19 protein-coding genes and 1 tRNA gene are annotated in these 25,522 nt (G+C 68.1%); 8 read left to right on the top strand and 12 right to left on the bottom strand.

The genetic code is table 11. From position 1 onward, the window contains the following. Positions 1 to 13: 13 nt before the first annotated feature. Together MasN3_RS12685 and MasN3_RS12680 are read right to left on the bottom strand one after the other, a co-directional pair. Entirely contained in the window at positions 14 to 661 is a 648-nt protein-coding gene (locus MasN3_RS12685; protein ID WP_281907491.1) for a 3'-5' exonuclease, read from the bottom strand. Between the two features lie 23 nt (positions 662 to 684). Beyond that, positions 685 to 1,950, bottom strand: a complete 1,266-nt coding sequence (locus MasN3_RS12680; protein ID WP_281907490.1) for an Hsp70 family protein — start codon at positions 1,948 to 1,950, stop codon at positions 685 to 687. A 130-nt stretch (positions 1,951 to 2,080) separates the two neighbouring features. Here MasN3_RS12680 and MasN3_RS12675 point away from each other — a divergent pair, with 130 nt between their 5' ends. The 5 genes from MasN3_RS12675 (at position 2,081) to MasN3_RS12655 (ending at position 7,784) form a co-directional block, all read left to right on the top strand. Beyond that, positions 2,081 to 2,563 carry a DUF2244 domain-containing protein gene (locus MasN3_RS12675; RefSeq protein ID WP_281907489.1) on the top strand — a complete coding sequence of 161 codons (483 nt, stop codon included), beginning with the start codon at positions 2,081 to 2,083 and terminating at the stop codon, positions 2,561 to 2,563. Positions 2,564 to 2,693: 130 nt separating this feature from the next. Next, complete coding sequence (locus MasN3_RS12670) at positions 2,694 to 3,605, top strand: isoaspartyl peptidase/L-asparaginase (RefSeq protein WP_281907488.1); 912 nt, start codon at positions 2,694 to 2,696, stop codon at positions 3,603 to 3,605. Then, complete coding sequence (locus tag MasN3_RS12665; protein ID WP_281907487.1) at positions 3,602 to 4,477, top strand: cyanophycinase; 876 nt, start codon at positions 3,602 to 3,604, stop codon at positions 4,475 to 4,477. The genes MasN3_RS12670 and MasN3_RS12665 overlap by 4 nt, the downstream gene beginning before the upstream one ends. Continuing rightward, positions 4,474 to 7,062, top strand: coding sequence for a cyanophycin synthetase (cphA, locus tag MasN3_RS12660; RefSeq protein ID WP_281907486.1), 2,589 nt, complete (start codon positions 4,474 to 4,476; stop codon positions 7,060 to 7,062). Before MasN3_RS12665 ends, cphA (MasN3_RS12660) begins: the two co-directional genes overlap by 4 nt. Positions 7,063 to 7,277: 215 nt before the next feature. Then, positions 7,278 to 7,784 (top strand): outer membrane beta-barrel protein, encoded by a 507-nt coding sequence (locus tag MasN3_RS12655; protein WP_281907484.1) that lies wholly within the window; start codon positions 7,278 to 7,280, stop codon positions 7,782 to 7,784. 54 nt (positions 7,785 to 7,838) lie between these two features. Here MasN3_RS12655 and cphA (MasN3_RS12650) read toward each other — a convergent pair whose 3' ends face one another. The 7 genes from cphA (MasN3_RS12650) to MasN3_RS12620 all read right to left on the bottom strand — a co-directional run bounded on the left by cphA (MasN3_RS12650) (position 7,839) and on the right by MasN3_RS12620 (position 19,605). Beyond that, positions 7,839 to 10,481, bottom strand: coding sequence for a cyanophycin synthetase (gene cphA / locus MasN3_RS12650; RefSeq protein ID WP_281907483.1), 2,643 nt, complete (start codon positions 10,479 to 10,481; stop codon positions 7,839 to 7,841). Positions 10,482 to 10,551: 70 nt separating this feature from the next. Beyond that, entirely contained in the window at positions 10,552 to 11,994 is a 1,443-nt protein-coding gene (locus MasN3_RS12645) for an iron-containing redox enzyme family protein (RefSeq protein ID WP_281907482.1), read from the bottom strand. A 157-nt stretch (positions 11,995 to 12,151) separates the two neighbouring features. Further along, the gene (locus MasN3_RS12640) at positions 12,152 to 13,921 is read right to left on the bottom strand and encodes a thiamine pyrophosphate-requiring protein (RefSeq protein WP_281907481.1); all 1,770 of its coding nucleotides are present in this window, start codon (positions 13,919 to 13,921) and stop codon (positions 12,152 to 12,154) included. Positions 13,922 to 14,038: 117 nt separating this feature from the next. Continuing rightward, a complete protein-coding gene (locus tag MasN3_RS12635) occupies positions 14,039 to 14,656 on the bottom strand; it encodes an isochorismatase family protein (protein ID WP_281907480.1) in 618 nt (205 codons plus the stop codon). Between the two features lie 122 nt (positions 14,657 to 14,778). Further along, positions 14,779 to 16,173 (bottom strand): amino acid permease, encoded by a 1,395-nt coding sequence (locus MasN3_RS12630; protein WP_281914437.1) that lies wholly within the window; start codon positions 16,171 to 16,173, stop codon positions 14,779 to 14,781. Positions 16,174 to 16,448: 275 nt separating this feature from the next. After that, a complete protein-coding gene (locus tag MasN3_RS12625; RefSeq protein ID WP_441905964.1) occupies positions 16,449 to 18,440 on the bottom strand; it encodes an MHYT domain-containing protein in 1,992 nt (663 codons plus the stop codon). 166 nt (positions 18,441 to 18,606) lie between these two features. Beyond that, positions 18,607 to 19,605 carry a GGDEF domain-containing protein gene (locus MasN3_RS12620; protein WP_281914435.1) on the bottom strand — a complete coding sequence of 333 codons (999 nt, stop codon included), beginning with the start codon at positions 19,603 to 19,605 and terminating at the stop codon, positions 18,607 to 18,609. A 185-nt stretch (positions 19,606 to 19,790) separates the two neighbouring features. Here MasN3_RS12620 and MasN3_RS12615 point away from each other — a divergent pair, with 185 nt between their 5' ends. The 3 genes from MasN3_RS12615 (at position 19,791) to MasN3_RS12605 (ending at position 22,179) form a co-directional block, all read left to right on the top strand. After that, positions 19,791 to 20,072, top strand: a complete 282-nt coding sequence (locus MasN3_RS12615; RefSeq protein ID WP_281914639.1) for a helix-turn-helix domain-containing protein — start codon at positions 19,791 to 19,793, stop codon at positions 20,070 to 20,072. 171 nt (positions 20,073 to 20,243) lie between these two features. Continuing rightward, positions 20,244 to 21,113 carry a protease HtpX gene (htpX, locus tag MasN3_RS12610; RefSeq protein ID WP_281914434.1) on the top strand — a complete coding sequence of 290 codons (870 nt, stop codon included), beginning with the start codon at positions 20,244 to 20,246 and terminating at the stop codon, positions 21,111 to 21,113. A gap of 34 nt (positions 21,114 to 21,147) precedes the next feature. Next, positions 21,148 to 22,179 carry an AI-2E family transporter gene (locus tag MasN3_RS12605; protein ID WP_281914433.1) on the top strand — a complete coding sequence of 344 codons (1,032 nt, stop codon included), beginning with the start codon at positions 21,148 to 21,150 and terminating at the stop codon, positions 22,177 to 22,179. Between the two features lie 59 nt (positions 22,180 to 22,238). Here the strand turns inward: MasN3_RS12605 and MasN3_RS12600 are convergent, their stop codons facing one another. From MasN3_RS12600 to MasN3_RS12590, 3 genes are all read right to left on the bottom strand, one after another. Continuing rightward, positions 22,239 to 23,213, bottom strand: a complete 975-nt coding sequence (locus MasN3_RS12600; RefSeq protein ID WP_281914498.1) for an IS1595 family transposase — start codon at positions 23,211 to 23,213, stop codon at positions 22,239 to 22,241. A gap of 135 nt (positions 23,214 to 23,348) precedes the next feature. Further along, a tRNA-Val gene (locus MasN3_RS12595) sits at positions 23,349 to 23,423 on the bottom strand. 41 nt (positions 23,424 to 23,464) lie between these two features. Then, positions 23,465 to 25,519 carry a GDSL-type esterase/lipase family protein gene (locus MasN3_RS12590; RefSeq protein WP_281914432.1) on the bottom strand — a complete coding sequence of 685 codons (2,055 nt, stop codon included), beginning with the start codon at positions 25,517 to 25,519 and terminating at the stop codon, positions 23,465 to 23,467. Positions 25,520 to 25,522 lie beyond the last annotated feature (3 nt).

Genomic DNA, 25,522 nt, shown 5'->3' with positions numbered 1-25,522 from the left:
GTAGTGGGCTGTTTCAGGCGGCACGGCGCTCGCGTTCGAGGCTGGCGTACTTATCCAGGAACAGCGGAACCTTGGCGGCGGCCAGCTTGTTCACCGAGACCAGCAGGTCGGGCGCCACCTGCTGCAGGCCGTGCGTGCTGCCGAGGTGGCGCGCCGCGTGCAGCAGCACGTGGGCCGCCACTTCGGCGTCGGCCTCGGCCCGGTGGGCGGCGCCCTTGAATTCGATGCCGAGACGGTTCGACAGGTTGCCGAGCTTGTAGCTGGGCAGTCCGGGGAACAGGCGGCGCGACAGCTTCAGCGAGCAGACCAGGCCGCAATGCCCGGTCGGGCGGCCGATGCGCCAGCCTTCGGCTTTCAGGAACTTCTCGTCGAAGCTGGCGTTGTGCGCCGACAGCACGTCGCCGCCGATGAAGTCGAGCAGCTCGGCCACCACCTGCTGGCTCGGCGGCGCGGTGTCGACCATCTGCTGGGTGATCCCGGTGAGCTGGGTGATGAAGGACGGGATGCGCACGCCGCAGTTCACCAGCGAGACGTAGCGTTCGCGGATCTCGCCGCCGACGATGCGCAGCGCCGCCACCTCGGTGATGCGGTCGCCCATGTCGGGCGACAGGCCGGTGGTCTCGAAGTCGAGCATCACGATCGGGCGTTCAAACACACTCATACATCGTCCTCCTGTTAACGCTGTTAACCATACTTGCGTAGCGCGTCCAGCGCCAGCCCGGCGCCGATGCTGCCGAACAGGTCGCCCTCGACCCTGCGCGCCCGCGGCACCAGCGCGGCGATCCGTTCGCGCAGCAGCGACACGCCGCTCGAACCGCCCGTGAGGAAGACCGTGTCCACCGCATCGGGTTCCACTCCGGCTTCCGAGAACAGGCGCAGGACGGTGGCGCCGACGCTGTCGACCAGCTGGGCGATCGCGGCCTCGAAGCCTTCGCGGGTGACGCTCAGGGTTTCCGGCGGCGCCAGGCGGTCGAGGTTCATTGTGAACGCGGGACTGCCGGACAGGCCGATCTTGGCCGCCTCGACCTGGATCGCCAGCCAGTGGCCGGCGCGCTCGTCGATCAGATTCTGCAGGCGCACCAGCTTGGCCGGCTCGGAGCAATCGCGCACCAGGTCGGCCAGCTGGGCGACGCTCTTGCGCGTATAGGCCTGGTTGATGGTGTGCCAGGTCGCCAGGTTGAAGTAGTAGCTCGACGGGATCGCGGCGCCGGAGCGCAGGCTGCTGCCGTAGCCGAGCAGCGGCATCACGCTGGCCAGGCTCAGGTACTTGTCGAAGTCGGTGCCGCCGATGTGCACGCCGCCGTTGGCGAGGATGTCGTCGCGCCGCTCGGCGCGCCCGGCGCGCCCGGGGCCGAGGCGCACCAGCGAGAAGTCCGAGGTGCCGCCGCCGATGTCGGCGATCAGGACCAGTTCCTCGCGCTCGATCTGGGATTCGTAGTCGAAGGCGGCGGCGATCGGCTCGTACTGGAATGATATCTCGCGAAAGCCCACCGAGCGCGCAACCTCCTCGAGCGTGTCCTGGGCGCGGCGGTCGGCCTCGAGGTCGTCGTCGATGAAGAAGACCGGCCGCCCGAACACGGCGCTGCCGAATTCGCGGCCGGCCTGGCGCTCGGCGCGGCGCTTGACTTCGCCGATGAACTGGCCGAGCAGCGCCTTGAAAGGCAGCGCGCGCCCCGCCACCTCGGTCTGGCCATCGATCAGGCTGGTGCCGAGCAGGCTTTTCAGGGAACGCATCAGGCGCCCCTCGTAACCCTCCAGGTAATCAAGCAGCGCGGCGCGGCCATAACTGACCTGCTCGTCGTCCGCATTGAAGAACACGACCGACGGCAGGGTTGCCTTGCCGTCTTCCAGGTCCAGCAAGGCGCTGGCACCGGGTTGGAAGCTGCCGCCGGGGAGCCAGCCGACGGTGGAATTGGAGGTGCCGAAATCAAGGCCGCATGCGAGCGCCATAGGAAGCTTATCAATGGAGGGGGCGGTATGGTAACAGATATGCGCCGGTTTTCGCGGTCCGGGCGTGGCCTTTTTCCCGAATGTGGCAAACTCGTACACACCCCGTACGTACAGGATGAAGGCAACGACCATGGACCCGGCCCCGGCCGAATGGCTGATGAAGCGCAACTGCTCGATGACGCCGCGCCAGGCGCTGCTCGTCTACGCGCTGCTGTGCGCGGCCACGCTCGGCATCGCCCTGGTATTTACCTGGCGCGGCGCCTGGATGGTGCTCGTCTTCGCCTTGCTGGAGACCAGCGCGGTCGGCGCCGCCCTGCTGCACTACTGCCGCCACGCCCTCGACCACGAGCGCATCCGGCTGGAGCGCGGCCGTCTGCTGGTCGAATGCGCGGACGGCGCCCGGCTGTCGAGCGTCCAGCTCGACCCCGGCCATGCCCGGGTCAGCCTGCCCGACGGCGGCATGCGTACCCTGGTGCTGATCGAAGCGCGCGGCGTGCGGGTCGAGATCGGGCGTTATCTGACACCCTCGGCACGCCTCGAACTGGTGCGCGCCCTGCGCAAGGCCTTGCGGGGTGTATCCCTCCTGTACGGCACACCTGGCCACTCCCTGTAAGCAACTTCTTACACAAGCACGGCAACTGTACCGATGTGGCGCACGCGCGCCGGTGCGCATAATGCTGTTCTTAACTACGTGACAACAAAAACGCATCTTGCAATGCCCAACCACAAGGTCTACTGATTACATGAGCAATCCCCAACAGGCTGGTGCCGTCGTCGTCCACGGCGGCGCGGGCGCCCCGACGGAAAACGAAGACGGCTGCGTACTGGCGGCACGCCGTGCGCTGGCCCAGCTGGAAGTCAACGGCGACGCGCTCGATGCCGCCATCATCGCCGTCGCCACCCTCGAGGACGACGGCCGCTTCAACGCGGGCAGCGGCGCCACGCTGGGGCTGGACGGCGAAACCATCGAGATGGACGCGGCGATCATGGACACCCGCGGCCGCCTCGGCTCGGTGGCCTGCGTGCGCGACGTGAAAAATCCGGTCAAGCTGGCGCGCGCCATCGCCGACACCCCGCACGTGATGCTGGCCGGCGAAGGCGCCCAGCGCTTCGCGCGCACCATCGGGCTGGCCGCAGGCGCGCCGATCTCCGAACGCCAGCGCCTTGATCACCGCAAGCTGATGCAGGAACTCGCCGGCTCGGTGCCCCTGATGCCCGGCATCGACAACCGCCTGTTCGATCGCTTCTGGAACTACAAGACCCCGCTGCAGCTGCCGAAATCCTCGGCCTGCGACACCGTCGGCGCCGTGGTGCGCGGCCCTGACGGGCACTTCGCGGTGGCCTGCTCCACCGGCGGCTCGGCGCCCAGCCTGCTGGGCCGGGTGGGCGACAGCCCGATCATCGGCAGCGGCTTCTACGCCGGCCCGCTGGGCGCCATTGCCGCCAGCGGTATCGGCGAACACATCGTGCGCCACCTGCTGGCGCGCACCGTCTACGGCTGGATCGAGCACGGCATGGCGCTCGAGGAGGCGCTCAAGCGCGGCGTCGCGCTGTTCGACAAGGACGTGGACGTCGGCCTGATCGGCGTCACCCGCAGCGAGGCCGGCGCCTACTGTAACCAGGGCATGCCCACCACGAAAATGACCCAGCGATGAGCGAACAAGACAACAAGAACGGCCACCTCGTGATCATCGGCGGCCACGAGGACCGCACGCGCGAGATGGCGATCCTCAAGCGCTTCGTCGAACTGTCCGGCGGCGCCGGCGCGAACATCGTCGTGATCACCGCGGCCAGCACCGTTGCGGACGAGATGTGGAGCATCTACGACGAAGCGTTCGGCAGCCTGGGCGTGGACAAGCGCAGCCACCTGGAGGTGACCAGCCGCCAGGACGCCAACAGCGAGGACTTCGTGCGCCTGGTGGACGACGCCACCGGCATCTTCATGACCGGCGGCGACCAGAAGCGCCTGCTGGCCCTGCTCGGCGGCAGCGCCCTCGACAGCGCCATGCACGCCGCGCTCAAGCTGCGCGGCGCGACCATCGGCGGCACCAGCGCCGGCGCCTCGGCCATGTCCGGCCACATGCTGGCCACCGGCCGCGTCGAACTGCATCCAGAGAAGGGATCGGTCAACCTGGGCGCCGGCCTGGGCTTCCTGCACCGGGTGGTGATCGACCAGCACTTCTCGGAACGCCAGCGCCTCTCGCGCCTGCTCAGCGTGGTGGCCCAGAACCCCTACCTGCAGGGCATCGGCATCGACGAGGACACCGCGCTGGTGGTCGACATCGGTTCGGGCATTGAAGTGCTGGGCCAGGGCGCCGTCACCATCGTCGACGGGCGCACCATGATCACCAACGTGGCCGACATCAAGGATCGCGACACCCCGGAGCTGATCGACGTGCGCCTCCACCTGCTGCCCGCCGGCAGCAGCTACCGCCTGCCCGCCGGCGACGCCGAACCCGGCAGGGGACTGCCGCTCCCGCTGCTCGATTTTTTGGAAAATGTGACGAAACGGAACCCGCTTTCATGAAAATAAGAGAAAAACGCCTGCTGCGCGGCCCCAACCTGTATGCCGCCAGCCCCTGCCTGATGGCAGTCATCGACGACGGTTTCACCAAGGCCCCCGGTTTCGCGGCGCGTCTGTTCGAGCTGCTTCCGGCGCTGCCGCCGGACGCCGCCGTGCGCCTGGCCGACGACGCCCTGCTGGTCGAAGCGATCGAGCCGGTGCTCAACGAACTGCAGCGCTCGGCCGGGGCTTCCGGCCACTTCGGCGCGACGCTCGCCGTGAACGGCGCCCCGCGCACCCGCCGCGTGGTGTGCGGCTACGCCATCGAACAGGTGGCCGACGCCGCCCTGCGCGTGGCGATCGACCTGGTCCATGCGGCGGCGGAAGACCGCCATTTCGACCTGCCCAAGGCCCTGGACGCGCTGCGCGAGACGGCCGAGGACTACGCGATCGGCACCAGCACCAATGCGGTGGTGCAGGCGGCGCTGCGGCGCGGCATTCCGGCGCTGCGCCTGACCGATGAGGCCAACCTGTTCCAGCTGGGCTGGGGCAGCCGCCAGAAACGCCTGCAGGCGACCATCACCGGCGCCACCAATTCGATCGCCGTCGGCATCGCCAGCGACAAGCAGCTGACCAAGGCGCTGCTGGAAGTGGCCGGCGTCCCGGTCCCGGCGGGCAGCACCGTCACCACCGAGGAGGAGGCGCTGCGCGCCGCGCGCCGCTTGTCCGGCCCGGCGACGGTCAAGCCGCTCGACGGCAACCAGGGCAAGGGCGTGACCACCAACTGCGCCACGCCGGAAGAGGTCGCGCGCGCCTTTGCCCACGCGCGCAAGTACGGGCGCAAGATCATCGTCGAAGAACACCTGGAGGGGCGCGACTACCGGGTCCTGGTCACCGGCCGCAAGGTAGCCGCCGCCTCCTGGCGCCGGCCGCCCTGCGTGGTCGGCGACGGCCACGCGACGATCCGCCAGCTGGTCGAGACCGAGAACCGCAACCCGGCCCGCGGAGAAGGCCACACCAACATCCTCACCAAGATCCCGATGGATGCGCTGGCCGAGGAGGCGCTGGCCAAACAAGGCTATGGGTTCGACACCGTGCTGGCCAGCGGCGTGACGGCCGACCTGCGCGGCAACGCCAACCTGTCCACCGGCGGCACCGCGGAAGACGTGACCGACCTGCTGCCGCAGGAAACGCGCGATATCTGCATCCGCGCCGCCCGCACCATCGGCCTGGACATCGCCGGCATCGACATCGTCTGCCAGGACATCGCCAAGCCGCTGCGCGAGCAGCGAGGCGGCATCATCGAGGTCAACGCGGCGCCCGGCATCCGCATGCACCAGTACCCGAGCCGCGGCACCCCGGTCGATGCCGGCGCGGCCATCGTCGAGGCCCTGTTCGGCGAATGCGACGGCCGCATCCCGACCGTGGCCATCACCGGTACCAACGGCAAGACCACCACCTCGCTCCTGATCGCCCATGCGGTGCGCCAGACCGGCCTGCGCACCGGCGTGACCACCACCGAGGGCGTGTATGTGGACGGCGTGCTCACCACGAAGGGCGACTGCACCGGCTACCGCTCGGCGCGCAGCGTGCTCTCCAGCCCGGAAGTCGACTTCGCGGTGCTGGAGACGGCGCGCGGGGGCATCCTCAAGCGCGGCCTGGCCTACGACCGCGTCGACGTGTCGGTGGTGCTGAACGTGTCCAGCGACCACCTGGGCCTGGACGGCGTCGAGACCCTCGACGACCTGGCCAGGGTCAAGGCGGTGGTGGCCCAGCGCGCCTCGCGCGCAGTGGTGCTCAATGCCGAGGACGACTACTGCGTCGCGATGGCGGACGGCCTGCGCGAAGGCGTCGAGGTGATCTACTTCTCGCTCGACGCCGACAATCCGGTCCTGCTGCGCCACCTGGAGAACGGCGGGCGCGCGCTCTACCTGCAGGACCAGATCCTGGTGCTGGCCAACGGTTCGCGCCACGAAGCGCTGGTCGATGCGCGCCAGATGCCGGTTTCGCTGGGCGGCGCGGCGCGCTACAACATCGCCAATGCGCTGGCGGCGGCCGCTGCCCTCACCGCCCACGGCTTCGGCAACCTCGAGATCGCCGAGGGCCTGAAGAGTTTCGTCTCGGACGCCAAGCACAACCCGCTGCGCTCGAACGTGTTCGACGTGGATGGCGTCACCGTGATCGTCGACTACGCCCACAACTGCGCCGCCTACGCCGCGCTGGCCGAGAGCGCGCGCGCATTGAGCGCCGGCCGCCTGGTCGGCGTGGTGGCCGCGCCGGGCGACCGCCGCGACGCCGACCTGGTCGACATCGGCCGCACCTGCGCGGCCGGCTTCGACGACCTGGTGGTGTACGAGACCGAAAACCGCGGCCGCCAGGAAGGAGAAACCGCCGCCCTGCTGGTGCGCGGCGCCAGGCTGGGCAAGCTGGCCGATGATTCGCTCAGCGTGGTACTGGCCTCGCACCAGGCGATCCGTCACGGGCTGTCGCTGTGCCAGCCTGGCGACGTGCTGGTGTTCGGCTGCGGCAGCGCCCTGTCGGAACTGACCGACGCGCTGCGTCCGGACAAGCCGGAACTGGCGCGCAGGATCGAAGCGGAAGCGATCTGATCCCGAAAGCCCGCCTCGCCCACAACGCCCCTGCATGGGGCGTTTTTTACTTAAGAGCCACTTAAACTGATGACCTCTTGGCCATTTATCGGCTCAACTTTTGCAATTAGTTACAAATTGCCATTTTAATGCGTGCGTTCAACTGTTACCTTGCTCATCCGTAACCCGGCCCGTTCCTCACGACAGCGGACCGGCTCGAATTTGGAAGGAAAAGTATGCAGAAACTGTTGGCCGTTCTCCTCGCAGGCATGGCATTGGCCGGCGCCGCCCAGGCTGCCGAACCGGTGCGCGCCGGCGTGGGGCAAGCCTATGCCGGCGTGGCCGTGTCCGGCGTCGACTACGTCGGCGCGGCGACCAAGGCCAGCCCGAAGGTGTTCGGCGGCTACCAGTTCGGCAAGCGGCTCGCGGTCGAGGGCGGCGCCGTCGACCTGAAGAACGGCTACGGCATGTACATCGCCGTCAAGCCCAGCATCGCGCTGACCGAGAAGCTGAGCGCCTACGGCAAGGTGGGCGTAGCGCAAACGCGCCGCACGGCGCTGCCGGCGCCGGCCCTGACCGCGCTCGGCAAGAAGACCGACACCGGCGCCTATGGCGCCTTTGGCCTGCAATATTCGATCACCCCGAACGCCGCCGTCACGGTCGAGTACGAGCGCCTGCCGATGGACAAGCCGAGCGTGCTCAAGCCGAACGTCTGGACCCTGGCGCTGCAGTTCTTCTTCTGAGCTAACAACCGAAAAAAAAGCGGCCCGCAGGCCGTTTTTTCTTTGGCGCCGGCTTCAGACCTGCGCCGCCACCTGGTCCGCACTGTCCGGGTCGTTGACCCGCAAGGCATCCACGAACACCTGCAGCGAGGAGCCACAGGCGAACACCAGCACGTCGCCGGGACGGCACAGGCTCAGGCCGTGGCGGATCGCCTCGCCGACCTCGATCACCCGGTGCAGGGTATCGCTCATTCCGGCGGCCTCTTCCGCGCCGTCGAGGATCAGGTCCACCGCCTCGCCCACCGCGCGCCCGCGGCTCTGGGATTCGTACACCACCAGTTCGTCGAAGCGCGCGCCGCACACGCGGCCGACCTCGCGCAGGTCCTCGTCGCGGCGGTCGCCCGGGGCGGTGACGATGCCGACCAGCTGTCCCGGCAGCAGGGCGCGCGCCATCTCGGCCATCGCCTTGTAGGCGGCCGGGTTGTGCGCATAGTCGACGATCACCGTCACGCCGCGGATGTCGAATATATTGGTGCGCAGCGGATTGGTGCGACCGTTCGACACAAAAGTGGACAGGCCGGTGGCGATCTGCAGGTTGGTAAAGCCGGAAGCCATCAGGGCCGCCGCCGCCGCCAGGCTGTTGGCGATATTGAAGCGCGCGCGCCCGCCGAAGGCGACCGGCATGCTTTCGACCCGCAGCAGTTCCTGGTGCAGGTTGCCGTCCGCGACCACCACCGCGTTGTCCTGCAGGTAGACGCCGCGGCCGCCGTCCTCCAGGTGCTGCAGGAACACCGGGTTCTCCGGGTCCATCGAGAAGTAGACGATCTCGGCTTCCGGCTTGGCGCGGCGGCCCATGGCCACGCACAGCGGGTCTTCGGCATTGAGCACCACGGCGCGCGAGCTTGACGTCGCCACCACGGCTTTCACCTGCGCCAGGTCTTCCACGGTATCCACGCCATCCAGGCCCAGGTGGTCGGCCGCGATGTTCAGCACCACGCCGACGTCGCAGCGGTCGAAGGCCAGGCCGCGCTTGAGGATGCCGCCGCGCGCCGTCTCCAGCACCGCCACCTCGACGTCGGGCGAGCCGAGCACGGTGCGCGCCGACCAGTAGCCGGTGCAGTCGCCCTTGGCCACCTGCTTGCCGTCGATGAACACGCCTTCGGTGGTGGTCACGCCGGTCACCTTGCCGGCCAGGCGCACGGTGTGCGCGATCAGGAGCGTGGTGGTGGTCTTGCCGTTGGTGCCGGTCACCGCGATCAAGGGAATGCGTCCGTCCGACTCGCCCATCAGGCCCTGCACGATGGCGTCGCCGGCGTCGCGCGGCTCGCCCGCGCTCGGGTACTGGTGCATGCGGATGCCGGGCGCCGCGTTGACCTCGATAACGGCGCCGCGCTGGGCCTCGAGCGGCAGCGCGATGTCGCGGCAGACGATGTCGATGCCGGCCACGTCCAGGCCGATCTTGGCGGCGGCCCGCACGCACAGCAGGCGGGTCGACTCCGGCAGCAGGCTGGTTACGTCCTCGGCGGTGCCGCCGGTGGACAGGTTGGCGTTGCCGCGCAGCTCGGCCGTCACGCCGCAAGGGACCACGCTGTCGAAGTCGAAGCCCTGCTTGCGCAGAATGTCGGCCGCATGGGCGTCGAGCGCGATCCTGGTCAGGATATTGGTGTGGCCGGCGCCCCGCGCCGGGTTCTCGTTCTCGCGCTCGACCAGTTCGCGCACCGTGGCCAGGCCGTCGCCCACCACGTGGGCCGGGCGCCGCATCGACGCTGCGGCGACCTGGCCGCCGGCGACCAGCACCCGGTAGTCGCGCCCTTCGACGAAGCGCTCGACGATGATGCGGCGGCCATACTGGCGCGCGAACTCGAAGGCGCGCGCCACCTGGGCGTCGTCGCGGCAGTCGACCGTGACGCCCTTGCCCTGGTTGCCGTCGAGCGGCTTGAGCGTCACCGGAGCGTTCATGCGCGCCGCCGCACGCTGCGCGGCCTCCACGGTGGTGACGACCGAACCCTCGGGCACCGGCACCCCCGCTTCCATAAGCAGGGTCTTGGTGAGCTGCTTGTCGCTGGCGATCTTCACGGCGATGAAGCTGGTGTCACCGGTGGTGGTGGCCTGCAGGCGCTTCTGTTTCACGCCCCAGCCCAGCAGGAACAGGTTGGCGTCCTCGGTGATGCGCTGGGTCGGTATGCCGCGCTCGTGCGCCGCAGCCAGCACCGCCGCGGTGCTGGTGCCGATGGCGTGGCGCGCCGCGATCGAACCCAGCTCCTCCAGGCGCGGGGCCAGGCCGAAGTCCTCACCGTTGCCGAGGGCGGTGACCAGGTCCACCGCCAGCTGGAAAGCGGGCTGCACCAGCTTTTCGGACTGGTAGGCGCAGACGATGCGGAATACGCCAGGACGGCCGGCGACCGGGCGGGTGCGCCCGTAGCTGGCCGGCGACGTCGCCTCACCTGCCGCCAGCGTCTGCAGCTCGAGCGTCACTTGCTCGATCACGCGGCCCAGATAGGTGCCTTCGCGCAGGCGCTGGGCGAAGCCGCCGCGCTGGCCGGTCGGCAGGCGCTGTCCGGCAAGCGAAGGCAAGGCCTCCAGCAGGGCGTCGTTGAATCCGGGGATGTCTTTCGAGGAGATGCCATACAGCTCCTGCAGGTCGATCACGCTCAGCAGGCAGGGAGAGTCGGCATGGACGTTGGGTCCACGCAGGAAGCGCTGTTCCAGGATTTGCACGAATAGATCCTTGTAATAATTATCGAGCGCGCCGGCGATGGCCGGCGCGGGTATTCCGGTGTCGGCGAAGTCAGGCGTCGAACAGCCGCGTGTACATGCGGGTGGCCATCAGGCCGGCCGCGGTGTGGTGCGCCTCGGGCGACATCAGGCCGCCGAGCAGCTCCATCGCCTCTTGCTTGCCGGCCGCTGCCGCCACTTTCTCCTCGAGCAGCCGCAGTTCGTTGTCCGGCGCTTCCAGGCGTGGATGGCGGCGGATCAGGCCGCGTTCCGGGAAGTGCCCGCTGCGGTCGGCGTGCTCGCCCAGGTTGTCCAGCGTGCGCTGGCGCGCGCGCCAGGTGAGCAGGCGCGGTCCCTCGGCGCGCCCGCCGCCGGGGGCCGACATGATCCAGTCGCGCAGCACCTGCTGCTCGTAGGCGTTGAAGACGCCGAACATCTCGGCCTTCTCGCCGTGCACCAGGCGCCAGAAGCGGCTGTGCTCGACATCTTCGCCGCGCTTGATCCAGCCGGCCTTTTCCAGCGCCGCGAGGAAGTCCGGGATCTGCGAAGGCTGCGCCAGCCAGTCGTTGACCGAGCGGCCGGCAACGCGGCAGTAATCCGAGTGCATGTTCTTGCCGACGCCGCTCTTGGCGGCGAGGATGTTCACCAGTTCGGCCTGCAGGTCGAACTCGGCGATGCAGGTGGTGGTGCTGGAGCCGATGTCGTTCAGGCGGTAGCCGTCGAGCACGCGGCGGTAGAAGGCCTCGCGGTCGCCCACGCGCGGCATCAGGTTCGCCAGGGCCTGCACCGCTTTCTGCGCATGGCCGCTGGCGGCATTGTCGACGGTCACGTGCAGCGTGAAGTAGTACGGGTCGATGCCGAACTCGTTCAGCTCGTACGACGTGATGAGCAGGTGCAGCGGCAGCTGCTCGTAGCCGAGGTTGTAGCCGATGACTTCAGGCAGAAAGTGCTCGGTGTTGTGACCGAGCGCGAGCTGGATCGCGCCCTGCACGAAGTGCTCCTCATCCAGGTGTTCCCAGCCTTCGCAGCCTTGGGTGGCCAGCAGCTTGCGGTAGATGGTCACGTGGTTCTTGCTCGGCGCGCCCTCGCCCAGCTCTTCGAGGTAGGTCTTGATCAGCTCGTGGTAGGCCGGGTTGTCCCAGTGCTTGAGCAGGCCGTAGAGCCAGGCCCCGTCGACCAGCTTGGTGGGGGCTACCGCCTTGATGAAGTACAGGGCGTGGGCGCGGCAGGTGAAGTAGCGGCGCGGCGCGCCGTTCTTGCGCGCGGCCAGGTACTCGCGGTACTGGGCGCCGACCGCGTCGGTACGCTCCTCGACCCAGGCCGGCAGCGCGGCGAGATCCGGCGGCAGGTCGGCCGGCAGCGCCTGCACGGCGGCGACCTGGTCGGCGACATAGGCGCGCGCCTCGTCCAGATGCGACTGCGGATCCTGGTACAGCGAAAAATACAGCGACTTCGAGCGTTCCCGGGTGGCGGGAACGCGGGGTACCGCGACGTTGGTGGCGCTTGCAAACAGCATCGAATTCATGGTCTCGGATGGTATTGTTGGTCTCTTGGGACGATTGCAACATTATCCGGCCTGGGCCATGTACACAGAATCGGTAGCGGCGCTGTGAGTATGTAAGAAAGGGATTACAAAAATACAAAACTGGGACAGGCCACATATTGTCAAATTCTCACGAATCTGACTGTGCAGCGGCGCCGCGCCGCACATCCGCCGCCTCGCTGTCGCCCTTTCCGATCGCCTCCTCATATTGCGCGCGTTGCTGCTCGACCGTCTGCGGTGGCAGCGGCGGGATGTTCGGGTCCACCACCGCTTCCAGCACGAAGGGCCGGTCGCTCCCCAAGGCCCGCTCCCAGGCCGGGCCCAGCGCCTCCGGGTCGTCGATGCGCTCGCCCGCCAGTCCCAGCATGCGCGCGTATTCGGCGTAGGAGAAGTCGGGCAGCAGCTGCGCGGGCTGGAACTTCGGTTCGCCCTGCATGCCGCGCTGCTCCCAGGTAACGAAGTTCAGGTCGCGGTTGTTCAGCACCAGCACCACGAAGGCCGCGTTCGGCCAGCGCCGCTGCTGCCAGTGCCAGGCGACCGAGACCAGGCCGTTGATGCCGTTCATCTGCATGGCGCCGTCGCCGGCCAGCGCGATCACCGGGCGTTCCGGGTGGGCCATCTTCGCCGCCAGCGCATAAGGCACGGCCGAGCCCATGGTCGCGAGCGTGCCGGATAGCGACGCCAGCATCCCCGGGCGCAGCGCCAGATGCAGCGCATACCAGGCCGCCACCGAGCCGGAATCGCCCGCCAGGATCGCGCCTTCCGGCAGGCGCGGCGACAGTTCGGTGAACACGCGCTGCGGATTGACCGGCCTGGCCGGCTCGCGCGCCTTCTCCGCCAGCTGGCGCCGGCTTTCCACGATGTCCGCTTCGATCTTGCGGCGCCACCCGCGCTCGACCTTGCGTTCGAGGTGAGGAATCAGGGCCCGCAGCGTGGCCCTGGCGTCGCCCATCAGGTTGGCCTCCATCGGATAGCGCAGGCCCAGCATGCGGCCGTCGATATCGACCTGGACGCCGCGCGCCTGCCCTTCCGGCGGCAGGAATTCGGCGTATGGAAAGCTCGAACCCACCATCAGGAGCGTGTCGCAATCCTGCAGCATGGCGTTGCTGGCCCGGGTGCCGAGGATGCCGACCGAGCCGGTGACAAAGGGCAGATCGTCCGCCAGCACGGCCTTGCCCAGCAGCGCCTTGGCCACCCCGGCGCCCAGCAGCTCGGCCACCTCGGCCAGTTCGTCGTGGGCGCCGTGCGCGCCGGCGCCGGCCAGGATGGCGACTTTGCCGCCGGCGTTCAGGATCGCGGCCGCTGCGCCCAGGGCCTCGTCCGGCGGCACCAGGGCGCGGCTGCCCGCGCCGATCCCGCTGAAGGTGTAGCCGTGCTCGCGCGGCGGGTTGGGCACCGCGTCTTCCTCCTGCAAGTCGTTCGGCAGGATGACGCAGGTGACGCAGCGCTCGCTGAGGGCGATGCGCACCGCCCGGTCGACCAGGTGGCGCACCTGCCCGCTCGACGTCGCCATCTGCACGTACTCGCCGGCCACGTCCTTGAACAGGCTGACGAGGTCGACTTCCTGCTGGTAATTCGCGCCGAGCGCCGCGCGCTTCTGCTGGCCGACGATGGCCACCACCGGCTGGTGATCGAGCTTGGCGTCGTACAGGCCGTTGAGCAGGTGGATCGCGCCCGGTCCCGAGGTGGCCAGGCAGACGCCGACTTCGCCGGTGAACTTCGCGTGGCCGCAGGCCATGAAGGCCGCCATCTCCTCGTGTCTTGTCTGGATGAACTCGAGGGCGTCCTGGCGCCCGAAGGCGGCCATGATGCCGTTGATGCCGTCGCCGGGATAGCCAAAGATGCGCCGCACGCCCCATTGCCGCAGGCGTTCGAGCAGGAAGTCGCCGACCGTTGCCATTCGATTCCCCTTGCTGTTGGGCCCGCCGGGTGGCGGGCAGGAACCGGCAGGCTACGGCCTTTGCCGGGGCCGCACCGTGCGCTGGCGCGCATAGCGGCCAAGCCGCCCAGGGCCTGCCTAGAGGCGGGCGCCGAGTTCGACGTCGGCCACCAGTTGGCCGGCCGACAGCCGCACCGGGACCGCGCCCCTGGACAGCATGCGCGCGATGGCACGGTCGCCATCGCCCGGGGCCACTTCGACCGCGCGGGTGGCCTCGGCGACCAGCAGCACCTCGAAGCCGGCCTCGATCCCGTCCAGCACCGTATTGAGCACGCAGTAGTCGGTGGCCAGGCCGCATACCGCCAGTCGCGTGATGCCGTCGGCGAGCATGCTGCGCGCCAGGCCGGTGCCGTTGAATGCGGAATAGGCATCCTCGGCCGCCGTGAGGGCCTTGGAGACGACGATCGCCTCCTCGGGCAGATGCAGGGCTTCGCTGAACAGGGCGCCCTCGGTCGCCGCCACGCAATGCGGCGGCCAGGGCCCGCCCTGGGCGGTGAACGAGCAATGGTCGTCTGGATGCCAGTCGCGCGAGGCGTAGATGGGCAGGCCGCGGTCATGGTACAGGTCGATCAGCGCGTTGATCGGGGCGATGACGAGGTCGCCGCGCGGCACCGCCAGCGCGCCGCCGGGCAGGAAGTCGTTCTGCAGGTCGACGATCAGGAGGGCGTCGCCCTTGCCGAGCACGATGGCGCTCATGAAGCATTCTCCGTAAGTGGCACTCGCGGGCAAGCTTACCACGGAGGGCCGGCGCCCGCCGGAATGGAAAGCGCCCGGCCACTCGCGTGGACCGGGCGCTTGGTGGTCGTGCTAGCGCGGGCTTACTGCTTGTTCAGCAGCGAGCGCTGACGCGCGTACAGGAAATACACGGCCAGGCCGATGGCGATCCAGATGCCGAAGGCGACCCAGGTGTGCCAGCTCAGGAAGGACATCAGGACCAGGCAGAAGATGATGGCCAGCGCCGGGATGACCGGCACGCCCGGGCAGCGGAAGGCGCGCGGCAGGTCCGGACGCTTCTTGCGCAGGATGATCACGGCCACCGAGACCAGCGAGAACGCGGCCAGGGTGCCGATGTTGACCAGCTCGGCCAGCACGCCGAGCGGCACCAGCGCGGCGATCAGGCCGAAGATGATGCCCACCATCCAGGTGCCGAAGTACGGAGTGCCGTACTTCGGATGCACTTCCGACAGCTTGGCCGGCAGCAGGCCGTCGCGCGACATGGCGAACAGGATGCGGGTCTGGCCGTAGGCCATCACCAGGATCACGGTGCTCATGCCCAGGATCGCGGCCAGGTCGACGAAGCCGGCGACCCAGTCCTGGCCCGCCACCTGCAGTGCCAGCGACACCGGGTGGTCGACGCCTTCGAACTGCATGTAGGGCACGATGCCGGTCATGATCGCCGCCACGGCCACGTACAGCACGGTGCACACGGCCAGCGAACCGATGATGCCGATCGGCAGGTCGCGTGCCGGATTCTTGACTTCCTCGGCCGCCGAGGTCACGGCGTCGAAGCCGATGAAGGCGAAGAACACCAGCGCCGCGGCGCTCAGGACGCTGCCCGCGCCGAAAGGCATGAAGGGCTGCCAGTTGTCCGGCTTGACGTAGCTGACGCCGACCACGATGAACAGGATCACGACGCCGGTCTTGATGATCACCATGATGTTGTTCAGGCGCGCCGACTCGCGCACGCCGAGCGACAGCAGGAAGGTCAGGCACATCATGATCAGGAAGGCCGGCAGGTTGAACAGGGTGTTCACGCCCGGCTGGGCGCCCGGGGCCGCGCGCAGCGCTTCCGGCAGCACGATGCCGATCCCCTTGAGCAGGGACTGGAAGTAGCCCGACCAGCCCACCGCGACCGCCGAGGTGGCGAGGCCGTATTCGAGCAGCAGGTCCCAGCCGATCATCCAGGCAACCAGTTCGCCCAGGGTGAAATAGCTGTAGGTATAGATCGAGCCGGCCACCGGCACGCTCGAAGCGAATTCGGCATAGCAAAGCGCGGCGAAGCCGCAGGCGATGGCGGCGATGATGAAGGAGAGCGTGAGGGCCGGGCCGGCGGTGACGGCGCCGGTGCCGGTCAGGACGAAGATGCCGGTGCCGACGATGGCGCCGATGCCCATCAGCACCAGGTCGAACGGACCCAGCACTTTCTTGAGGCCGCCCGGCTTCTGCGTCGCCGCGACCATCGTGTCAAGATTTTTGGTTCTGAAAAGACTCACTACTTGTTCTCCAATCAAAAAATAGTTTGGTTCCGCGTCTTGTGTTTGCCGCTGCACCGTATGCCTTGCGTGCTTGCCATCCGGCCGGTAGACCGTATGCCCGACCCGTGAACCGACTCTCGCCTCTTGCCGCTTCCGCTCCTGCCCGAAGCCGCAGACATGACATTATCACCAGATTGCTAGTCGGAATCAAAGTAAAGTCATGAAAATGGAATAATTATTTTGTTTCAGTCAAAAAACCACGAGCTTGCACACTGATCGCTGCGACGAGCCGCTCAGGCCGGGCGTCCCAGGGCGCTGCGCTCCGCCATCCCGACCACCGTCTGCACCAGCAGCGCAGGCGGCAAGGGCTTGGCAAGGTATTCGTCGAAGCCCGCCTCCAGCGCGCGCTGCTGGTCTTCGCGGCGCGAAAAGGCGCTGAGCGCGAGCGCCGGGACCGCCGCCACCGTCTTGTCGGGCTCGGCGCGGAGGCGCCGGATCAGCTCGAAGCCGTCCATCCCGGGCATGCCGATGTCGCTGATCAGGAGATCGGGGCGGTGGCGCCCCGCCATGCGCAGCGCCTCCAGCGCGCCGGTGGCGGTCACGATCCGCGCGCCGGTCCCGGACAGCACCTGCTGCACCAGTTCCAGCGAATCGGGTTCGTCGTCGACCACCAGCAGGGTCAGCCCGGCGAGGCTGCCGTCCGCCGGTCCGGGCGGCTGGCTGGCCGCAGCGGCGGACGGCGCCGCGGCAGGCTCGGCCACGGCCACGGCCACGTCCCGGTGGATCGGCAGGTGTACGGTGAACGTGGCGCCGCAGCCTGCCCCGCCGCTCGCCACCGTGATGGCGCCGCCCTGCAGTTCCACCAGTTGGCGCGCGATCGACAGGCCCAGTCCGAGGCCGCCGTGGCGCCGCGCGGACGAGGAATCGGCCTGGCGGAAGCGGTCGAACACATAGGGAAGGAAGTCGGGGTCGATGCCGATGCCGGAGTCGGCCACGTCGATCGCCACCGCGTCGCCTTCGCGCCGCACGCTCACGGCGACCCGGCCGCCCGGATCGGTGAACTTGATCGCGTTCGACACCAGGTTCAGCATCACCTGCTGCATGCGACCGACGTCGCCCAGCACCGGTCCGGCGTCGTAGTCGACCGCGGCTACCAGCTGGATCTGCTTGGCGAGCGCCGCCGGGCGCGCGGTCTCGAGTGCGGCATGGACGAATTCGGCCGGCGCCACGGCCTTGGCCTCGACCCTGATCTTGCCGGCGATCAGGCGGCTCATGTCGAGCATGTCCTCGATCAACTGGGATTGACCGCGCGCATTGCGCTCGATGGTTTCCAGGCCGCGGCGCAGCATCGCCTCGTCGCGGTAGCCCTGCAGCAGCAGCTGCGACCAGCCCAGCATCGCATTGAGCGGCGTGCGCAGTTCGTGCGACAGCGTGGCCAGGAACTCGTCCTTCAGCTGGCTCAGCTGCTCGGCCTCGACCCGCGCCTTCTGCTCGCGCAGGTAGAGCTCCTGGCGCTCGGCGGCCGCTTCCTGCGAGGCGGCCAGGGTGCGGTTGCGCGACTCCAGGCGGGTGTCGAAGATCGCGGCCAGCAGCGCGATGCTGAGCACGGCGAAGCTGGCCACCGCCACCAGGATCGCCAGGTGGTCCTGGTTGACCCCGTTGTCGGCGGCGCGGCAGATGCTGTTCGCGTCGAAGTGGGCGGCAGCCATGCCGGTGTAGTGCATGCCCGCGATGGCGCCGCCCATGACGATGGCGGCCCCCAGTTGCAGCAGGCGCGGACGCGTAACGTTCTCGTTGAGGCGGAAACCGATCCACAGCGCGCCGGCGGAGGCGCCGATGGCGATCGCCACCGAGGCGGCGAACAGCCAGGGATCGTAGCGGATGGCCGGGTCCATGCGCATGCCGGCCATGCCCGTATAGTGCATGGCGTTGATGCCCAGGCCCATCAGAACCGCGCCCCAGGCCAGGTGACGCCCGGCCAGCTCGCGGTGGCGCAGCTGCCACAGCGCCAGTCCGGACACGATCACCGGCAGCAGCCAGGAGACGAAGGTGATCAGGGGATCGTAGGCGAGCGGCATCGGCAGGCGGAAGGCCAGCATGCCGATGAAGTGCATGGCCCAGATGCCGCTGCCCATGGCGAAGGCGCCGCCCGGCATCCAGGCATGCGGCGCATGGCCTTGCGACTGCTTGACCCGCATCGCCAGGCTCAGGGCGGTATACGAGGCAAAGATCGCCACCAGAATCGAAAGAAGCACCAGCGTTGGTTGGTGCTGGCCGGTCAGCATAGGAGCCAAGTCAAAATCCCTTCATGTCCGCATGGTGCACGGCGCAATCCTGTCGATTCGAGTGTACACGAGGCCGGCAAGCCCCGGCGCTATCGACTCTGACAGGTCGGGCGGGAGCAGTCCCGCCCTCTTTCGTAGCCGGCGATGTGACAGGGCCAGAGCGGCCTCAGGCCGCAGCCGCGACGTCGCCGTCGACCACCACCCGGTCGCGTCCGCCCCGCTTGGCGGCGTACAAGGCCTTGTCGGCCGCCTCGATCAGCTGGGCCGGCTCGAGCGGGCGCCCGTGCTCGATGGCGGCCACCCCGATGCTCAGGGTGACGTGGGGACGCAGCGCCGCCGGCGCATGCGGCAAGCCCAGCGAGGCCACGTGTTCGCGGATCGCGTTCGCATGGGCGCGCGCCTGCTCGGCCGTGGTGTCGGGCAGGATCGCCGCGAACTCCTCGCCGCCGTAGCGGGCGGCGACGTCGGCCGGGCGCTTGCACATGGCGGCCAGCGCCTGCGCCACCGTGGTGAGGCAGGTATCGCCTTCCTGGTGGCCGAAGTGGTCGTTGTAGGCCTTGAAGGAATCGATGTCCATCAACAGCAGCGACAGCGCGCCGCCGTTGCGCTGGGCGCGGCGCAGCTCGCGATCGAGGGCGACGTCGAAATGGCGGCGGTTGGCGATGCCGGTCAGGCCGTCGACGTAGGAACGGGCGCGCAGCGATTCCGCGTGGTCGAGCAGGCGCCGCTCGCGGTCCGCGGCGCCGCTGACGTCGCGGATCTCGATCAGGCAGAAACGCTCGCCGCCTTCGCTGAAGGGGGTCACGCTCACCGCCTGCTCGATGCGCGCCCCATCGAAGCTGCCCGCCTCGCGCAGCGGGAACGGCGCGCGCGCGCTCGCGGCCGGGATCGTGGTCGCGATCTCCTCGGTGAGGGCCGCCAGCACCGCCGACTCGACCCGCGAGCCGCGCAGTTCCGGGAACACGTCGAACAGGCAGCTGCCGCGCACGCGCGCGGCCGCATAGCCGGAGCGCGGAACCATCCAGCCGTTCCAGAGAACGATGTCCTGGCTGGCGTCGAGCACGATCAGGCCCGCGTTGACGAGGTTCACGGCGCGTGCGGCGAACAGGCTCGCGATCGCGCTGGCGGGGCCGGTCTTGTTATTCATCGCCGGGCGGATAGGCATCTCAATAATGATGACAGGAAGCAACTTCTGGATCATACCCGAGTTTGCGCCACCGTTTACGAAAAGTGCATGGTCGTGATTTTTCGTGAGCCTTGGCCACTATCTTTCCGGCTACGATCAAGTCTTTGATGCGGCCCATCTCGGTCGCAGGTGAGATCGACATGGGCGAACGAAAGGGACAATCAATGGCTGGCAAGATGGGTGAGGAATTCGGTGTGGACACCGTCGGAATAGACCTGGCAACCGAACCGGCGGCCCAGAACGGGCCTTGGCCGGCCGCCCCGCACGAGCTGCGCCGGCTGCGCATCCGCAAGCGCGAAAGCCAGGAAAAATTCTGGAGCCGCTTCGGCGTCACCCAGTCCAGCGGCAGCCGCTTCGAGACCGGTGTCGAGATTCCGCCGCCGGTCTCGATCCTGCTGCGCCTGTACGTCAACGGCACCCTCAAGGACGAAGACCTGCACGGTTGAGCCCTCCCGCCGGGGGCCGGACATGCGCCCAGGAGGGCCACTTCCGTATTTATGAAGTAAAACTTCCGATTTCTTCGCTTTTCCCACAGCTGCCGGGTGCGTTATCCTTATGGCTGAGCAGGACCGGTCGCCAGACCGTCCTGCCGCTATCGATCAACGCACACCGGAACCATGAAACGCACCGTACTACTCATCGCCACCAACCTCGCCATCATGCTGGTGCTGGGCATTTCCGCCAGCCTGCTGGACGTCAACCGCTTCCTCACCGCTAACGGCCTGAACCTCGGCGCCCTGCTCGTCTTCGCCGGCCTGATGGGCTTCGGCGGCGCCTTCATCTCGCTCCTGATCAGCAAACCCATGGCCAAGTGGTCGACCGGCGCGCGCGTCATCGGTCAGCCCGCGAACGCCACCGAAGCCTGGCTGATGGCCACCGTCGCGGCCCAGGCCCAGCGCGCCGGCATCGCCATGCCGGAGGTCGCGGTCTACGAGGGCGAGCCGAACGCCTTCGCCACCGGCGCCACCAAGAATGCGTCGCTGGTGGCGGTGTCCACCGGGCTGCTGGCATCCATGACGCAGGACGAAGTCGAGGCCGTGCTGGCGCACGAGGTGGCGCACATCGCCAATGGCGACATGGTCACGCTCACCCTGATCCAGGGTGTGGTCAACACCTTCGTGATCTTCCTGGCGCGCGTGGTCGCCTATGCGGTGGACAGCCTGCTGCGCAAGGACGAGGAAAGCAGCAGCCCCGGCATCGCGTACACCATCACCGCCATCGTCTGCGATATCCTGTTCGGTATCCTGGCCAGTATCATCGTGGCCTGGTTCTCGCGCCAGCGCGAATACCGCGCCGACCGCGGCGCCGCGCAGATCATGGGCACGCCGCGTCCGATGATCGATGCGCTGGCCCGCCTGGGCGGCATCGGCGCCGGCGCGCTGCCGAAAAACATGGCTGCCTCGGGCATCGCCGGCGGCGGTGTGATGTCGCTGTTCAGCAGCCACCCGTCGTGCGAGGAGCGCATTGCCGCGCTCCAGCGCGCCTGAACTTAACACAACATAACAAGGGATTCAGGCCAGGATGCGCTACTCGACACTCGTGCTGCCGGTGCTGTTCACCATCGCATTGGCGCTGCTGCTGCAGCACTTCCTCGGTTCGCTGGCCTGGGCCGGCCTGCTGGCGGTCATCACCTGGCCCCTGCATGAACGCCTGCAGGCGCGCGGACTGCCGCGCATGGCCAGCGCCAGCATCCTGCTGGCACTGCTAGTGCTCTGCTTCGTCGGCCCCTCGCTGCTCCTGTTCAAGGCGCTCGGTAACGAACTGGTCGGCCTGCAGCGCCTGCTGGCCGAACTCAACGAAGTCGGGGTCCCGGCGCCGGCCTGGCTGGCGAACATTCCGGTGGTGGCCGAACGCGTCCTGGCATGGTGGAGCGAGCACCTGGCGGTGCCGGGCGGCCTGAACGCGCTGATCCAGACCACCCTGGGCGACGTCATGCCGCACCTGACCGGCGCGGCGCGCTTCTGGGGCTCGGTGATCCTCGCCAACGCCCTGTACCTGTTCCTGACCCTGCTGACCCTGTTCATCCTCTACCTGCACGGTCCGGCCGTGGTGCGCTACGTGGATGGCGCCGGCAAGCGCCTGCTGCCCGAGCATTACGACAACCTGCGCCGCATCCTGCCGCTGTCAGTGCGCGGCACCGCCCTCGGCCTGTGCTCGATCGCGCTGCTCGAGGGGATCGTGCTCGGCGCCGCCTATTACGTGGCCGGCGCGCCGGCCCCGGCGATGCTGGGCGTGATCACCGGCTACCTGGCGCTGATTCCGGGCGGCGCGCCGCTGTCGTTCACCATGGTCTCGCTGCTGCTGCTCGGCCAGGGCAACGCGGGCGCCGCGCTGGGCCTGTTTACCTGGGGCGCGGTGGAGCTGTTCATGGTGGATAAATTCATCCGCCCGAAACTGATCGGCCACCGCGTCAACCTGCCTTTCCTGGCAGTGCTGTTCGGCCTGCTGGGCGGCGTGTCGACGCTGGGCGTGATCGGGCTATTCGTGGGGCCCTTCATGATGGCGGTGCTGTTCAGCTGGCTGCGCGAAGGGCAAGTGACGGCCAGGGTCTAGCACTGGAAACGGGCGCGCAATGCGCCCGTCGCTCCGGGTCTCGAAACGCAAAGGCGCTGTCATCGTTGGCTATGGATGTGTCCGATCGCGATGCGCAGTAACTGCTCCACCGTCGTGACCCGTCCACCATCGAGCGCTCGGCGCCATCCTAGGTAATTCGGCAAGTAGCGCGAAGCGACGCCGCGGAAGCGGCTCAACCATTGCCGGAAGCGCTGATGGTAGGCGTTCACATGTTGAACATGGATGGCGGCGGCAAGGCCGCGGCGTACCCGCACCCCGGCACGCAGGTTCACCGCCTCGTGCGCAATGTCATGCTTGCGGGCGAAGCTGCGATAGGCGGCGTGCGCGTCGCTGACCAGGAGCACTTGCCGGTCAAGCCGGGGCAGCAAGTGGCGCTCCAACTGCACCACTGTCAGCGCGCCACGGCCGACCACCGCATCGACGGTCTGGCCACTGCGGTCGCGCGCAACCAAAATACAGTCCAGTTCGCGAGAGATGCCGCGCTTGCCTGCGCGGCCGCCGCGCCGGCGAGCTGGGCGGCTCAGCTTGCGCGCGCCTTTTTGCGACTCCAACATAAACATTTCGTCCACCTCGGCAATGCCTCCCAGGCGCTGCGGCTGGTCCTGTCTAGGGCCCTGCAGGAAGCGGTGACGCCAGCGAAAGGCAGTATTGCGGTGCACCCCGGCCTCGCTGGCGGCGACGCGTACTGACTTCGAGTCGAGCACGCTTGCCAGGTAATCCAGCCACTTATCTCGCAGCCGCAACCGCGCCAGCGGTGTACCGCTCAGGTCGTTATAGGTGCGGCCGCACGTGCGGCAGCGGTAGCGCTGCAGGCCGTTCGCTTGTCCGTGCCGGTAGTAGCGTTCACAGCTGCAGTTGGGGCAGCGCCGCCCCGTCGCACCGATCTGGCCAATGAGGGCGACCACCTGATCCATACCGGCGGCGGGATGCAGAGCGGCCAGCGTCTGCAGGCGCTGGGGCAGGTTCAGCGCAGGGAGCTTGGCAAACCACTTCTTGAAATAGGGTGCGCGCATGGTCGATTCCGTCTGTGGCGACAGGCGTTCGACCAGCGAACAGCTCGGCAGTTCCGCGCTCATCCATAGCTAAGGATGACAGCGCCAACGCAAAAAGGCCGGCAACGTTTGCGCGTTGCCGGCCTTTTCAAATTCTGGTGGGAAGTGCAAGTTTCGAACTTGCGACCCCTGCAGTGTGAATGCAGTGCTCTACCCCTGAGCTAACCTCCCGAGTGCGCGTATTATGCACTATCTATTGAGATTCATCAATATCAAACCTGGGTATCGTTCTCCGCTTTCGGCGGCTGCGCCAGCACCCACATGAAGTACAAGGCCTTGGCCGCCTTGGCACGGCTCACCGGGGCTTTCGGCTCCAGCAGGCTGCCATTGACCATGCGGCCACGCTCGATCCCCGCCTCCGCGCGAATCAGGCCCAGTTCGTAGGCCTCCTGCAGGCGGGCGGCATGCTGCGCCGAGACCTCGCCGGTATCGCGCAGGCGCGCCCAGCCGACCAGCGGGTAGTACATGGCGCCTTGTGCGCCGCTGTCGAGGTTGGGGTCGTAGCCCGGCGTACCCGGCAGCACGGTCTTGCCGTTGTAGTCGGTCATGTAGGCCGGCCGGGCGGCGAAACGGCTGCGGTAGGCGTCGAGCAGGATCACGCCCATCAGTTCGCGCGAGAGCGGGCCGTCGGCGTACTGCGACAGGCTGCCCGCGGGCAGGCGCATGAGCATGGCGAGCGCCGCGGCGAACTCGCGGGTCTGCATGACCCGCTGCGGATGGAAGTCGCCTTGCGCATCCTTGCGCAGGGCCCGCAGTTGCAGCAGCTTCTCGATCTGGTCGCGGTAGTACGCATCCGCGCCGGCCACGATGTCGCGTGCGGTTTCAGGATGGACCGGCGCCCAGTCGTCGGCGTCGATGGCCGCCCGCACTTCGCTGCGCAGACCGGCGGCGATGTCGGCGGCGATCCGGTCGCCCCGCCCTGCCAGCCGCGCCAATTCGCTCGCCACCATGCGCGCGTACTGCTTGGCGAGCGATTCGCGGAAATGGGTGCCGTCGATCTTGTTCGCCGGGTGGCCATTGGCGTAGCTGCCGTCGTTGGTCTTGCCGGGCGTCTCGCCGGCTTCGATCGCCATCACCATCGGGATGAGCGCTTGCGCGCCCACCCGGTTGTAGTAATCGATGCTGAGCGCGTTCAGGTCCACGACCGTGACGCCATGCGCCGCGCCGAGCTTTTTCATCAGTTCCGGAAAGCGGCGCTTGCTGAAGGAGTTGACGAACACATCGCCGGGCCGCGCATTGCCGTTCACGCGCGACATCGGCGTGACAAAGACCGGCAGCATGCCGCGCGCGCGGATCGCTGGCAGGTAGAACTCGGTAATCAAGCTCTCATACATCGCCTCGGTCGATCCGCGTCCGAAGCGCCGCGCCTCGTCCAGGCTTTCGTCGTTGTGGCCGAACTGGATCATCACGACGTCGCCGACGCGGCCGTCCAGCAGCAGGTCGTTGAGCCGCCCTTCCGCATAAGCGTTGCGAAACGACCGTCCGCCCATCGCATAATTCAGCACCCGTCGCTTGCGCGGGTCGAACAGCCGATCGAACACCTGGCCCCAGCCGCTCATCGGCGCCTCATCGAACGTGTAGGATTTGACGGTGGAGTCGCCCAGCGTATAGATGGTCGGCAGCCTGCTCGCGCGCGCCTCGGGCGCGATCGGCGTCAGCACGATTTCCTCGATGCCGACCGGCGTGCCGGCACGCTTCGGTTCGATCTCGATATCGATGAAACCGCGCCCATTGACGTAGCGGAAGGACCATTCCCTGCCCTGCCAGCCGGCGCTCGTCGTATTCGGCAGCAGGCCGGCCGCATCCCAGAACACGCCCGGCGCCAGGCGGCTGGCCTGCATGCCGGTCACGGACACGGTGGTGTCCTCGGCCTTCGAACTGGTCCTGACGCGGATGGCGTAGGCGCCCGGCGCCGCCTTGATGCGAAACGCCATGCCGAAGTTGTTGTAATGGTCCTTCTCGAAGCCCTTCTCCGCCTCGAAGGCCGGCTCCTCGATCACGAAGCCCTTGCCCTCGCTGCGGATGGCGCCGGTGTGCACGACGCGCGCGGGCAAGGCGCCGGTGCGCTCGACGAAGCCGTAACCAAGGCTGGGCTGGTACAGCGGCGCTCCGCTGCGCTCGCTCCACTGGACCTGGATGGCGCCGGGCACAGGCTGGTTCGTGAAGTTGAAACGCTGTGTGGCCGCGCTCGCCTGCGCCGCTGCCAAAATTGGCAGGCAGGCCAGCAGGCCGGCCAGCAGGGCGCCGTGATGCGTGGAGAAATTCATGGA

The organism is Massilia varians (genome assembly GCF_027923905.1).
Lineage (GTDB): Bacteria > Pseudomonadota > Gammaproteobacteria > Burkholderiales > Burkholderiaceae_D > Telluria > Telluria varians_B.
Note: the sequence above shows the minus strand (reverse complement) of the source record. Positions and strands in the feature narration are given on the sequence as shown.

Coding starts and splice junctions, on each gene's coding strand:
- MasN3_RS12685 (WP_281907491.1), bottom strand. CDS start 661: ATGAGTGTGTTTGAACGCCCGATCGTGATGCTCGACTTCGAGACCACC.
- MasN3_RS12680 (WP_281907490.1), bottom strand. CDS start 1,950: ATGGCGCTCGCATGCGGCCTTGATTTCGGCACCTCCAATTCCACCGTC.
- MasN3_RS12675 (WP_281907489.1), top strand. CDS start 2,081: ATGGACCCGGCCCCGGCCGAATGGCTGATGAAGCGCAACTGCTCGATG.
- MasN3_RS12670 (WP_281907488.1), top strand. CDS start 2,694: ATGAGCAATCCCCAACAGGCTGGTGCCGTCGTCGTCCACGGCGGCGCG.
- MasN3_RS12665 (WP_281907487.1), top strand. CDS start 3,602: ATGAGCGAACAAGACAACAAGAACGGCCACCTCGTGATCATCGGCGGC.
- cphA (WP_281907486.1), top strand. CDS start 4,474: ATGAAAATAAGAGAAAAACGCCTGCTGCGCGGCCCCAACCTGTATGCC.
- MasN3_RS12655 (WP_281907484.1), top strand. CDS start 7,278: ATGCAGAAACTGTTGGCCGTTCTCCTCGCAGGCATGGCATTGGCCGGC.
- MasN3_RS12645 (WP_281907482.1), bottom strand. CDS start 11,994: ATGCTGTTTGCAAGCGCCACCAACGTCGCGGTACCCCGCGTTCCCGCC.
- MasN3_RS12640 (WP_281907481.1), bottom strand. CDS start 13,921: ATGGCAACGGTCGGCGACTTCCTGCTCGAACGCCTGCGGCAATGGGGC.
- MasN3_RS12635 (WP_281907480.1), bottom strand. CDS start 14,656: ATGAGCGCCATCGTGCTCGGCAAGGGCGACGCCCTCCTGATCGTCGAC.
- MasN3_RS12625 (WP_441905964.1), bottom strand. CDS start 18,440: ATGCTGACCGGCCAGCACCAACCAACGCTGGTGCTTCTTTCGATTCTG.
- MasN3_RS12620 (WP_281914435.1), bottom strand. CDS start 19,605: ATGCCTATCCGCCCGGCGATGAATAACAAGACCGGCCCCGCCAGCGCG.
- MasN3_RS12615 (WP_281914639.1), top strand. CDS start 19,791: ATGGCTGGCAAGATGGGTGAGGAATTCGGTGTGGACACCGTCGGAATA.
- htpX (WP_281914434.1), top strand. CDS start 20,244: ATGAAACGCACCGTACTACTCATCGCCACCAACCTCGCCATCATGCTG.
- MasN3_RS12605 (WP_281914433.1), top strand. CDS start 21,148: ATGCGCTACTCGACACTCGTGCTGCCGGTGCTGTTCACCATCGCATTG.
- MasN3_RS12600 (WP_281914498.1), bottom strand. CDS start 23,213: ATGCGCGCACCCTATTTCAAGAAGTGGTTTGCCAAGCTCCCTGCGCTG.
- MasN3_RS12590 (WP_281914432.1), bottom strand. CDS start 25,519: ATGAATTTCTCCACGCATCACGGCGCCCTGCTGGCCGGCCTGCTGGCC.